Origin of the sequence: Mucilaginibacter panaciglaebae (genome assembly GCF_039539265.1) — a bacterium.
Classification (GTDB): Bacteria; Bacteroidota; Bacteroidia; order Sphingobacteriales; family Sphingobacteriaceae; genus Mucilaginibacter; species Mucilaginibacter panaciglaebae.
In genome coordinates this window covers 361,773-374,055 of sequence record NZ_BAABCV010000001.1, presented here as the reverse complement: position 1 = coordinate 374,055, position 12,283 = coordinate 361,773, and the positions used below count along the sequence as shown (strand labels likewise).

Annotated in this window: 13 protein-coding genes; 6 read left to right on the top strand and 7 right to left on the bottom strand. The window is 42.1% G+C overall.

Features of this window, described 5'->3' with window-relative positions; genetic code table 11:
* Positions 1-4 precede the first annotated feature (4 nt).
* Positions 5-475, top strand: coding sequence for an Lrp/AsnC family transcriptional regulator (locus ABD772_RS01745; protein WP_345100691.1), 471 nt, complete (start codon positions 5-7; stop codon positions 473-475).
* 143 nt (positions 476-618) lie between these two features.
* Here the strand turns inward: ABD772_RS01745 and ung are convergent, their stop codons facing one another.
* Positions 619-1,305: a uracil-DNA glycosylase gene (gene ung, locus ABD772_RS01740; RefSeq protein ID WP_345100690.1), complete on the bottom strand. Its 687-nt coding sequence runs from the start codon at positions 1,303-1,305 to the stop codon at positions 619-621.
* Positions 1,306-1,378: 73 nt separating this feature from the next.
* Between ung and ABD772_RS01735 the strand changes: the two genes are divergently transcribed.
* On the top strand, positions 1,379-1,930 hold the full coding sequence (locus tag ABD772_RS01735; protein WP_345100688.1) for a DUF2892 domain-containing protein: 552 nt from the start codon (positions 1,379-1,381) through the stop codon (positions 1,928-1,930).
* A 42-nt stretch (positions 1,931-1,972) separates the two neighbouring features.
* On the opposite strand, the gene ABD772_RS01730 is transcribed toward ABD772_RS01735, so the two are convergent.
* Complete coding sequence (locus ABD772_RS01730; RefSeq protein ID WP_345100687.1) at positions 1,973-2,188, bottom strand: hypothetical protein; 216 nt, start codon at positions 2,186-2,188, stop codon at positions 1,973-1,975.
* Positions 2,189-2,393: 205 nt separating this feature from the next.
* Positions 2,394-4,115 carry a lysine--tRNA ligase gene (lysS, locus tag ABD772_RS01725; RefSeq protein WP_345100686.1) on the bottom strand — a complete coding sequence of 574 codons (1,722 nt, stop codon included), beginning with the start codon at positions 4,113-4,115 and terminating at the stop codon, positions 2,394-2,396.
* Between the two features lie 170 nt (positions 4,116-4,285).
* On the opposite strand from lysS, the gene ABD772_RS01720 reads away from it, so the two are divergent.
* The gene (locus ABD772_RS01720) at positions 4,286-4,969 is read left to right on the top strand and encodes an HAD family hydrolase (protein ID WP_345100685.1); all 684 of its coding nucleotides are present in this window, start codon (positions 4,286-4,288) and stop codon (positions 4,967-4,969) included.
* Between the two features lie 101 nt (positions 4,970-5,070).
* On the opposite strand, the gene ABD772_RS01715 is transcribed toward ABD772_RS01720, so the two are convergent.
* The 4 genes from ABD772_RS01715 to ABD772_RS01700 all read right to left on the bottom strand — a co-directional run bounded on the left by ABD772_RS01715 (position 5,071) and on the right by ABD772_RS01700 (position 9,308).
* On the bottom strand, positions 5,071-6,984 hold the full coding sequence (locus tag ABD772_RS01715; RefSeq protein WP_345100682.1) for an AMP-dependent synthetase/ligase: 1,914 nt from the start codon (positions 6,982-6,984) through the stop codon (positions 5,071-5,073).
* A 238-nt stretch (positions 6,985-7,222) separates the two neighbouring features.
* On the bottom strand, positions 7,223-7,549 hold the full coding sequence (locus ABD772_RS01710; RefSeq protein WP_345100680.1) for a HesB/IscA family protein: 327 nt from the start codon (positions 7,547-7,549) through the stop codon (positions 7,223-7,225).
* Positions 7,550-7,578: 29 nt separating this feature from the next.
* A complete protein-coding gene (gene iscU / locus ABD772_RS01705) occupies positions 7,579-7,992 on the bottom strand; it encodes a Fe-S cluster assembly scaffold IscU (protein WP_345100679.1) in 414 nt (137 codons plus the stop codon).
* 104 nt (positions 7,993-8,096) lie between these two features.
* Positions 8,097-9,308, bottom strand: coding sequence for an IscS subfamily cysteine desulfurase (locus tag ABD772_RS01700; RefSeq protein ID WP_345100678.1), 1,212 nt, complete (start codon positions 9,306-9,308; stop codon positions 8,097-8,099).
* A gap of 261 nt (positions 9,309-9,569) precedes the next feature.
* Here ABD772_RS01700 and ABD772_RS01695 point away from each other — a divergent pair, with 261 nt between their 5' ends.
* The 3 genes from ABD772_RS01695 (at position 9,570) to mce (ending at position 12,109) form a co-directional block, all read left to right on the top strand.
* Entirely contained in the window at positions 9,570-11,048 is a 1,479-nt protein-coding gene (locus tag ABD772_RS01695; protein ID WP_345100677.1) for a TonB-dependent receptor, read from the top strand.
* 85 nt (positions 11,049-11,133) lie between these two features.
* Complete coding sequence (locus ABD772_RS01690) at positions 11,134-11,643, top strand: hypothetical protein (RefSeq protein ID WP_345100676.1); 510 nt, start codon at positions 11,134-11,136, stop codon at positions 11,641-11,643.
* Between the two features lie 58 nt (positions 11,644-11,701).
* Positions 11,702-12,109: a methylmalonyl-CoA epimerase gene (gene mce, locus ABD772_RS01685; protein WP_345100675.1), complete on the top strand. Its 408-nt coding sequence runs from the start codon at positions 11,702-11,704 to the stop codon at positions 12,107-12,109.
* Positions 12,110-12,283: the final 174 nt, after the last annotated feature.

Here is a 12,283-nt window from a genome sequence, read left to right as displayed (position 1 = left end):
ATTTATGGCTGCAGAACTGGACAGGATTGACCTGCAAATACTTAAAACCTTACAAGAGAACGGAAGAATCACAAATCTCCAACTTTCGACAGAAATTGGCTTATCGCCTGCGCCGACACTGGAACGTGTTCGAAAACTGGAAAATGCCGAATACATAAAAAGCTATCATGCTCTGGTTGATGAAGAAAAGCTTGGCCTGGGTATTAAAACTTTTATACAGATATCGCTTGATTTTCATCAGAAGGATACTATCCATACTTTCATCAGCGAAATACAAAAGATCAAGGAAGTAACAGAGTGCCACCACGTAACCGGCCAATGCGATTTTTTGCTGAAAGTTTATGTGCGCGATATTAAATCGTACGAGCAACTGATCATGGAAAAGATAAGCCGCATCAGCGTGGTTAAAACCTTTCAGACCATGATGATCATGTCCACCAGCAAGAAAGAACCCATTGTGCCGCTGGAGTATTGATCAGTGGTGAGTAATTGATCGTAAAGATCGAAGATTAGTTATTGAAGATTAGTGATCAGATGCGGTAGTGTTTGATTTCTAATCTTATTTCACAAGTCGTATACTAATCTTCTTCATAACCAATTTAAAAATCATTCAATCATTCACTTATTAGACACCTGCCAGTCGATAGGCTTTTCGCCGTGCTCTTTCAGGTAATTGTTTGTTTTTGAGAATGGCTTTGACCCGAAGAAACCGCCGTGGCTAACGGCCATGGGCGAGGGGTGGGTTGATTTAATGATCAGGTGTTTATGCGGGTCGATCAGCTGCGCTTTTGATTGCGCGTAGGCACCCCAAAGTATAAATACCACATGTTCTTTTTTGTCTGATATGGTTTTAATCACCATATCTGTAAATTGTTCCCAACCCTTTTTTTGGTGCGAGCCTGCGTTGCCGGCGTGTACAGTTAGTGTAGCATTTAGTAACAATACTCCCTGTTCGGCCCATTCAGTGAGGTTTCCGTTGTCAGGGATAATGAAGCCGGGGATATCAGTAGCCAGCTCTTTATAAATATTTTGCAGCGATGGCGGTGTGCGTACACCGCGCTGTACAGAAAAAGATAACCCGTGCGCCTGATTGGCTCCGTGATAGGGGTCCTGCCCTAATATCACCACCTTAACTTTATCAAACGGCGTTTTTGAAAATGCATTAAAAATATCGGTATTTTTAGGGTAGATAGTCTTACCGGCTTGCTTTTCGTCTTTTAAAAATTGCTTAAGCTTTAGCATATAATCTTTATCAAATTCGGGCTGTAAAACCTCAAGCCAGGAAGCCTCTAACTCAATTGCCATAAATATTTCTGAAATATTGATTAAGACTACAAATAAACGGATATTTGCACTTTAATTCATAGCATAACAAATTATGTCAAATATAGTTCGGCTGATTGCAGCCTGCGTTTTTTTGGGTGCTGCAGTAGCACTCTGTGTCTTTGGTTTTTGGGGCTGGGGGATATTGGTATTGTTATTGGGCGGTATCATCCTGTTATCATACTTCTTTAATGAGAATATGATTATCGCTCAATACTTTCTGCGTAAAGAAAAATCAGAAAAAGCAGAAACCTGGTTGTCGAAAGTTAATAATTACGAAAAACAACTGCATAAAAATCAGCATGGATACTACAATTTGCTGATTGGTTTGATCGAATCGCGCAAGGCACCGTTAAAATCTGAGAAATATTTCAAAAAGGCATTGCAGCTAGGCATGACCATGTCGCACAATACAGCGCTTGCTAAATTAAGCCTGGCAGGTATAGCAATGGCTAAACGCAACAAGCGCGAAGCAACTATGTACCTGCAAGAGGCCTCCAAAGATGATAAGAATAAATTGTTGACGGAGCAGATAAAAATGATGAAGCAGCAAATGTCTCAGATGGACAAACAGGTAATTAAAGGCGGATATCGCCAGCAATTCTAAAAAAGGATACAAAATAAGCTTTAGAACACACGGTTTTAAAGCCTATTTTTCTTCAAGCGAACTGAAATAATCAGGCTCAGACTGGTGATTCTGATTATAAGTTATATTTCTGTCGGGCGTTGAAAAGTTGTCCTCTCGCGGATTAGCAACTTCAACAATTTTCAACAGACTTCTGATAAATGACAGATTAAAATTTGATCTGTTTAGTTTAATCAGATATTCGCTTTCCGTAATTTCTAACATTGAATTATTAGTCATAACTTTTGCATAAGATGTGTATGTAAAAGTAAGTAACATATTAAATGCCAAAGTTTCCGCAATTTTATTTTTATATTAAAGAATTGTTAATAACGGTTGTTGAAAACCTATAAATGAACATAGAGACGCGATACTTCGCGTCTACAACATCCCCAAAGACGCAAAGTATTGTGTCTCTACAAAATACGGAGACGCAAAATATTTATTATTCAAACCAGGCCATCACCACTTCTTTAGCAGGCATAGTAATTTCCAACTTCAATTTTTTGCGCATACCGCCCAGATCATTGAACACTTTGTTTGGATTTGCAGCCTTTAATTCCTCAACTGTATTAAAACCCATTTTATTCAATACCTGCACCCATTCGGCCGGAACACCTACTTTAACAAAGTCATCGGCAGTAGCTACCTTAGCTTTCTTTTCCGGGCGCATTTGCGGGAAGAACAATACCTCCTGAATGGTGCTTTGATTAGTTAGCAGCATCACCAAACGGTCTATACCGATACCCAGACCTGAGGTAGGCGGCATACCATATTCCAGCGCACGTAAAAAGTCATCGTCCATCGCCATAGCTTCATCATCACCACGGCCTGCCAGGATCAACTGTTCTTCTAAACGTTCGCGTTGGTCAATAGGGTCGTTCAATTCTGAATAGGCATTGGCAATCTCTTTACCATTCACAAATAGCTCAAAGCGCTCAACCAGGCCATTTTTGCTGCGATGCTTTTTGGCCAGCGGAGTCATTTCGATAGGATAGTCGGTAATGAAAGTAGGTTGTATCAAATTAGCTTCAACTTTAGCACTGAATATTTCGTCTATCAGTTTGCCTTTACCCATAGTAGCGTCTACCTCAATTTTTAGGTCATTACAAACCTCACGCAAGCCGGCCTCATCCATAGCGGACACATCAATGCCTGTATATTTCTGTATTGACTCATACATGCTTAGTCTGGTGTAAGGGCCTGCAAAGTTGATCTCATTGGCGCCTACCTGTACCGCAGCGATGCCATGCACCGCACGGGTTACCTGCTCAAGGCATTCCTCAACCATACTCATCATCCAGATATAGTCTTTGTAGGCTACATATATCTCCATTGCGGTAAACTCAGGGTTATGGGTACGATCCATGCCCTCATTCCGGAACATCTTACCAAACTCATAAACACCGTCAAAACCGGCAACAATTAATCGTTTTAAATATAGCTCGTTAGCTATACGCAAAAACAGCGGCATATCCAGTGTGTTGTGGTGCGTAGCAAACGGACGCGCCGCCGCACCACCATGTACAGGCTGCAGTATCGGCGTTTCTACCTCCATCCAACCCTGGGCGTTAAAGTAATTGCGCATTGCGCTGATTACCTTTGATCGTTTAATGAAGATCTGTTTATATTCCGGATTAACCGTTAGATCTACATAACGCTGGCGGTAACGCAATTCAGGATCTGTAAAGCCGTCGTGGATATTACCTTCTTCGTCGCGCTTTACAACGGGTAACGGTTTCAATGATTTTGAAAGAATAGTCAGCTCCTGTACATGTACCGAGATCTCGCCGGTCTGGGTTAAAAAAACAAAGCCTTTTACACCAACGTAGTCGCCGATGTCAAGTAATTTCTTGAATACGGTATTGTAAAGTGTTTTATCTTCATCAGGGCAAATATCGTCGCGTTTCAGGTAAATCTGCATGCGGCCGGTACTGTCCTGTATCTCGGCAAACGATGCACTGCCCATAATACGGCGCGTCATGATACGGCCGGCAATGGTTACCTGTTTATAAGTATCCGGATTAGCATTGAAATTATCAGTTATATCCTGCGCAAAACCAGTAACCTTAAACTCCTCGGCAGGATAAGGATCTATGCCCAGGGCACGTAATTGCTGTAAAGATTCGCGGCGTATAATTTCCTGTTCGGATAGTGCAATACTCATGTTGTTGTACGATATTTTATTGAAGCTGCAAAAATAGGATTTTTTTGGGTTGTGCGATAAGATAAGCTTAAACATTTACCGCACAGGGCATACACTAACGACTTAAAATTACGGCTTGATAAGCCCCCGGTAATATTTTTATACTGCAATCTGTTTGATACCTTTGCCGTATGAACGTGAAGGTTATTGCTTTTGATGCTGACGATACCCTTTGGGTAAATGAGCCCTATTTCAGGCAAACTGAGGAAGCTTTTTGTACGTTGCTGGAGGAATACCTGCCGCGTCATGAACTGGAGCGAGAACTGCTTAAAATTGAAATTGGCAACCTTGGCTTATATGGTTATGGCATCAAGGGCTTTATATTGTCTATGATTGAGACGGCCATGGCCGTTACCAATAACATGATCTCGACCAAGACCATTGGCGAGATCATGAACTTGGGTAAACAAATGCTTAATCAGCCTATAGAATTGTTGGACGGCGTAGAAGAAGTGTTGCATAACCTAAAAGGTAAATACCGCCTGGTAGTGGCCACTAAAGGCGACCTGCTTGATCAGGAACGCAAGCTGCGCAAATCAAACCTGACCAACTATTTTCACCATGTAGAGGTTATGTCCGAAAAAGACGATGTTAATTACCTGAAACTTATCAAACACCTTGACATACGTCCCAGCGAGTTACTCATGGTTGGTAACTCATTAAAAAGCGATGTGCTGCCGGTACTTAATATCGGCGGTTATGCTATACACGTGCCTTATCACATTACCTGGGCTCATGAAGAGATTGAGCAAAGTATTGACAGCGGCATGTTTAAAAGTGTGGAGTGTATTAGGGATATTCTGGCGTTTTTATAAATAATTACATTGTCATTGCGAGGAGGAACGACGAAGCAACCGCACGCGTTCTATTTGTTTTGCGATTGCCACGCTACGCCCGCAATGACAAAACCTTTTTCTCAATCCGCTTCCACGTCCCCATCATACATCTCGTCAATCGCTTCGGCGTATTTCTTTTCAATAACCTTGCGCTTTGGTTTCATGGTCGGGGTGATTTCGCCATCGTCCATGCTGAACGGTTTGCGTTTTACTTTGAAATTCTTGATGCGTTCGAATTTGGCCAGTTCGTTTGATAGTTTGCGGATGTCCTGGTTCAGCCAGTCGCGCACCTCTTTGCTCTCGATGAACGGATCGGCATCTTCGAAGAAATCTTCTTTGAAGCCAAATTGCTCTTGCATCGCCTCTTTTGCCGGGATGATAATGGCGGTGACATGTTCGCGTTTATCACCTAATAAAAATACGCCTTCAATTTTAGGGCTTTTTAGGTAGGTGTTTTCAACCGGAGTTGGATAAATGTTTTTACCATACGCGTTAACCAGCATGTTTTTAAGGCGATCGGTGATCTGCAGATTGCCTTTGAAATAACGACCAATGTCGCCGGTATGCAGCCAACCGTCTTTGTCAATAGTCGCGGCGGTTTCTTCAGTTTTGTTTAAATATCCCTTCATTACACAATGCCCACGTACGATGATCTCTCCTTCTTCCGACTGAAAATCTTCTTTAAAAGATTCATGGGTTTGTATAGTATAAATTTCTTTGGTGTCGACGTTTTGTATAGCCACTTCGATGCCGGGCACGATCCGGCCTACAGTGCCATAGATCTGGCGATGAACTTCGGTAACCGACATTACCGGCGAGGTCTCGGTTAATCCGTAACCTTCGAGCACTTTGATGCCCAGGTCGCCAAAAAACTCGCCAATATTTTTGGGCAAGGCGCCACCGCCCGATAGCATGATCTTTAAATTGCCGCCGGTGCGTTCTTTGATCTTGCTGAAAACTAATTTATCGGCCAAAGCGTGTTGTGCGTTTAGTATAGGGCCTGATTTTTTACCGTCTTCATTAGCAATACGGTATTTTTTACCGACTTCTAAGGCCCATGAAAATATTTTAGGTTTTAATCCGCCGCCGCTGGTGCCGTTCTTCATGGCGCGGTCGTGGATACGCTCCAACAGGCGCGGAACGCAATTCATGACGTTTGGCTTAACTTCGGTCATGTTCTTGGCCAAAAGGTCAAGGCTTTGAGCAAAAGCAATCTTACAGCCCGCATATAAACAAACATGGTAAGTGGCTGTGCGCTCAAATACGTGCGACAATGGTAAGAAAGACAAGAAGACATCGGTTTTTTCGATGATGGGTATTTGTATTAAACAAACACGGACATTTTCCACCAAATTATGATGCGTAAGCATAACCCCCTTTGGCGTGCCGGTGGTGCCGGAAGTATAAATTAAACAAGAAAGATCTGACGGCAAAATAGCCTCGCGCGCGCTGTTAATAGCAGAGCGGTGTTTGCCAACCAAACCGGTACCAATTTGAACCAACTCTTTAAAGCCGATGACGCCCGCATTGAGCGCTTGCTTTTCCAGGTGTTTTTCAAAGTCGTCAAAAGCCGGAATAATGCGGATCAGCGCGGGGCAATTGTTGGCTATCTTCAGCACTTTTCTGAATAAAAACGAATTACCGCAAATAATGGTACGGGCGCCTGAATCATTCAGAATATATTCAATTTCAGTTTCTGAAAGAGTAGGATATATTGAAGTATTTACGCCACCAATTTGCTGCAGTGCCTGGTCATAATAAATATAGTCAGGTCCGTTTTCCATGATCAGCGCCAGGCGGTCGCCTTTTTTTATACCGATATCAATAAACCATGCCGATAAGGCATCTATTTTATCCAACGCCTCGCGATAGGTGATATCCACCCAGTTGTCGCCGGCCTTATGGCTTAAAAAGGTACGGGTATCCGGGTGGATATTTTTTACTAAGTAACGGATGAGGCTGGGTACAGTGCTGCGCTCGTTGGCTAAAGTCATTGTTTGATAATCGGTTTATTACTGTGGCAAAACTAACACGATTTCATCATTTTTTTTGATTCTATGGATTTTTTTGAGTAAAAAGAATAATAGTCTAATTTATCATTCTGAGCAAAGCGAAGAATCTGCCAGGCAGTGTACGTATAGTTTACAGCATTTGCTGTGTTCAGAATAATTAAACAAAAAAGGCGCTAAAGGCGCCTTTTTTGTTTTTATCAAATCAGTGAAATTAAAAAAATTATACCGAAAAACTTTCGCCGCAGCCACAGGTGCGTGTTGCGTTAGGGTTGTGAAAGTTAAAACCTTTGCCGTTCAGGCCGTCAGAAAAATCAAGCTCAGTACCGGCAAGATACAGGAATGATTTCATGTCAAGGGCCATGCGTACGCCTTTGTCTTCGAAAAATTGGTCGCCCTTTTTCTCTTCGTTATCAAAATCAAGGTTATATGATAACCCTGAGCATCCGCCGCCCTGCACAGACACCCGCAGAAAATAAGAGCTATCTAAGCCCGAATTCCGCATCAGGTCTTCTATCTTACTTTTTGCTTTATCAGTTACAGTTACCATCTCTTTTAGTCTTAAGACTCGACACTGAATTAATGGTGCGTTTTTTCTACTTCAATCGGCTCTAAACCGTTTTTTACGCGGAAGTCGTTGATAGCGGCTTTAATTGCATCCTCTGCCAAAACTGAGCAGTGTATCTTTACCGGTGGCAATGCCAATTCTTCAACAATATCCATGTTGTCAATTTTCATTGCATCATCAATGGTTTTTCCTTTTAGCCACTCGGTAGCTAATGATGAAGAAGCAATAGCCGAACCGCAGCCAAAGGTTTTAAATTTAGCATCAGTGATGACGTTGTCATCGCCAACTTCAATTTGCAGGCGCATTACGTCGCCGCACTCTGGTGCACCAACCAGGCCGGTACCTACCTTATGACTAGCTTTGTCTAAGGTACCAACGTTACGTGGGTTGGTGTAATGATCAATTACTTTATCTGAATATGCCATTTTCTTAATTATTGAATTTGTGAGTTAATAAATTATTGAATAACTCTCTATATGTTTATTTAACACGGCATCTGCATTTGCATATCCGCACATTTACTAATCTTTTAGTGTTCTGCCCACTCAATCGAGTTAAGGTCGATGCCGTCTTTAAACATCTCCCAAAGCGGCGACAGATCACGTAAGTGGTTAACCGCGTTTTTAGTTACCTCGACAGCGTAGTCAACTTCCTCTTCGGTAGTAAATCTACCTAAACCAAAACGTATCGAAGAGTGTGCCAGATCATCAGATAAACCTAAGCTTTTTAACACGTATGATGGCTCTAAAGAAGCTGATGTACAAGCAGATCCTGATGATACCGCCAGGTCTTTCATCGCCATCATTAAGCCTTCGCCTTCAACATATTTAAAACTGATGTTGGCTACGTGTGGTAAGCGGTGTTCAACATTTCCGTTTACATAGCTTTCTTCCAGCTGTGTTAAGGCTATTTCCAGTTTGTCACGCAAGGTTGATAAGCGTTTTGCTTCGCTTTCCATTTCTTGCTGACATAACTCGCAAGCTTTGCCTAAACCAACAATGCCCGGAACGTTCAGCGTGCCTGAACGCATACCGCGCTCGTGGCCGCCGCCATCCATTTGGGCTGTAACTTTAACCCGTGGTCCTTTACGACGTACGTATAAAGCGCCAACACCTTTTGGCCCGTATATTTTGTGTGCCGACAAAGCCAGCAGGTCAATGCCGTCTTTGTTAACGTCAACCGGTATTTTACCAACCGCCTGTACTGCATCTGTCATAAACAATGCGCCATATTTATGCGCAATTGCTGATATTTCTTTTATCGGTTGTATAACGCCAATTTCGTTGTTGCCATACATTACCGAAACAAGGATAGTCTCGTTAGTCATAGCCGCCTCTAAAGCCGACAGATCTAACAAGCCATCTTCTTTAACCGGCAGATAAGTAACCCTGCCGCCCATTTTCTCTACGTGTTTGCAGGCATCTAATACTGCTTTATGTTCGGTAACCGTGGTGATAATGTGGTTACCCTTTTCTTTATACATTTCAAACACGCCTTTAATAGCCAGGTTGTCTGATTCAGTAGCGCCTGATGTAAAGATAATCTCTTTCTCACTGGCGCCAATCAATTTGGCTACCTGCTCGCGAGCGTAATCCACCGCTTCTTCAGCTACCCAACCAAAGGCATGGTTGCGGCTGGCAGCGTTACCAAACTTATTGGTAAAGTAAGGCAACATAGCTTCCAGCACCCGCGGATCCATAGGTGTTGTAGCATTATTATCGAGATAAATTGGGATGTTCATGTCTTAAATGTATTAATAATACAAAGATAGGTAAACATTTTTTATTTAAGATCACATAACGTAGGGTAAACGGTCATATTAAACTAATAATTTGAGCTTTTTTTAATTTGAAAAATACATTTTCAAATTACCGGCGTTATATCAATAAATTTTGGTACCCTTGCCTTTTTATTAAACGGTTCGCCATATTCTTAAAAATATCGTATTTTTAAGTCATCATATTAATGATATTGGCAACTGTCAAAACAAACTTCTGCGTGTATGAATATCACCTACAATAAAGATATTGGCACAAAACAAAAAGCCCTTGCCATTAACCTTGACCCTCAGATTTATGGATCATTTGCCGAAATAGGCGCGGGTCAGGACGTAGCTGCCAATTTTTTCAAAGCCGGAGCATCATCAGGAACCATTGCCAAAACCATGTCGGCTTATGACATGACCGTATCCGACGCTATTTACGGGGCATTGAAAGTTAAGCGCTATGTGAGCGAGTCGCGCCTGATGGCCATGCTCGATCACGAATATAGTCTGCTCGTTGAACGTTTAGCTCAGCAACGCGGCGACAATACCACGTTCTTCGCATTTTCCAACACCGTATCGACCCTTAACTATCACAAAACAAACGAAGCACATGGCTGGATGGGCTTGCGTTTTCAATTGGAACCCAATGGCCCTTATAACGATGTTGTAATTCACGTTAAACTGTTGGATAGTGACAGTAATCAACAGCAACAAGCTGTAGGGGTACTGGGCGTAAACCTGGTCTATGCTTGTTACTACTATCATGCTACGCCCAATATCTTTTTGCTGTCGCTGATGGATGAGTTATCGAAAGACAGGATACAGATAGACATGATCCGTTTTGAGGGGCCAAACTTTGAAAAGGTTGATAACCGTTTGATGAGTTTGCATCTGGTGAAATACGGCTTTTCGGATGCCGCTTTGTTTGGTGCTGACGGTGAGAACCAGCAACCCTCAGAAGCACTTTATAAAAAACATATCGTAGTGATTCGCGGCCGTTTTCGCCCGCTTATCAACGTGCACATGGATATGCTGAATACGGGCGTAAAGCAGTTTAAAGCCGAACCCGATGTGGACAAAAAGAATGTTACCGTAGTTTGCGAACTTACCCTGCAGGCGCTTAAAGAGCGTAATGCCGACGAAAGCGCCGAAATTGACGAAAAAGATTTCCTGGACAGAGTAGATATTCTTTGTTCGCTGGGGCAAACGGTATTAATATCCAACTTCCACGAATATTACAAACTGGTTTCTTATCTGTCAAAGATCACCAACCTGAAAATGGGTGTGGTGCTGGGCTATCCAAACCTGGAATATATCTTCTCTGAGGAGCACTATAAAGACCTGCCCGGCGGCATTCTCGAATCATTTGCGACGCTATTTAGCCGTAAGGTAAAGTTGTTTATCTATCCAACGCTACGCAACGGCGTCATCATGAACTGCCTGCGTTTTTATCCGCCGCCGCATCTGATAGACCTGTACCGTTACCTTATAGCCAATAATAAGATAGAGGATATCAGTAACTACAACGAAAATAACCTGCACGTGCAAACCGATATTGTAATGCAACTTATCAAACAAGGTGTAACCGGCTGGGAGCAATACGTACCCAATGAGGTTGCTGCAATCATCAAAGAGCGCTGTTTGTTTGGTTTCCCTTGTGAAGTGCCACAGGGCCGGCAATTAGAGGCGCCGAAGGACGAAGCTGCGGCTAAGTAATATGTCTGGTGTACCTGGCTTTAATTTTTGAGGATTTTAAAAAAGAGATAACATTTTATATCTTTAATAAAATTAAACCTTGTTTATGAAAAAAGTTTTAGCTTTTGTTAGTTGCATTCTTGTCTTGTTTGCTTCATGCAAAAAAGATAAACAACAAGCGCCCACATATTATATAACCGCTGATGTTGATGGCGTGCCGGTAAGTTTTACTACAAATAATCTGGCCAAATTGAGCAAGGCTACTCTAATACAAAGCAATAAATTATATCTTTACGGGGCTGCCGGATTGGATGAAAATTCAGATGTTATTTCAATTAATATAACCGAGCCCCAAGCTCTTACTCAAGGTTCTACCTATACCGCCACTATTGATGACACGCATTACGTTGGCATTACCTATGTAACAGGGCCTTTTTCACCTACCCGTCCAAATCAGTACACAAGCTATTTTGACGACGGTGGCATGGGCATTACTATTACTTCATTAACCGATAAGGGGATAGAGGGTACTTTCAGAGGGACGCTGGCGAACATCAATAACGGCACTGAAAAAAAACTTACCAATGGCAAGTTTAAATTGATCTTTAACTATTGAGTATCTACAGTTAAGGGTGGTTATTTAGGTTTCTGTAATCTGTAATAAAGCAATCAAATTGAATAAAATTGAACATATAGGCATCGCTGTGCGCGATCTAAAGATAACAGGCGACCTGTATGAGCAATTGCTGAATACCAATGTCTATAAGATGGAAGAGGTGACCGGCGAGGCTGTAAAGACCGCATTTCTGCAAGCCGGGCCAAATAAAATCGAACTGCTCGAAGCTACATCTGCAGACAGTCCCATTGCCAAATTCATTGACAAAAAAGGCGAAGGCATACATCATATTGCTTTTGAGGTTAACGATATTAAAGCCGAAATGGCACGGCTGAAAGCTAAGGGTTTTGTTTTGTTAAGCGATGAGCCTAAGCCAGGCGCGGACAATAAGTTGGTTTGTTTTGTGCATCCTAAAAGCGCAGGTGGCGTGTTGGTGGAGTTGGTGCAGGAGGGGTACAACGCTTAATCTGGTATTCTATCAAAGTGTTTCACCCCTCAAATTAAAAAAATGCTACGAAATATTGTAAATTACTGGTTAGTAGTATCTTAAATATATTTACCTGAACTATTACTACTGTTTCAAAGTGTTTCACCCTGTTTTTATAATATGCTTAAAATGAATAACTTACGATGCGAAAGT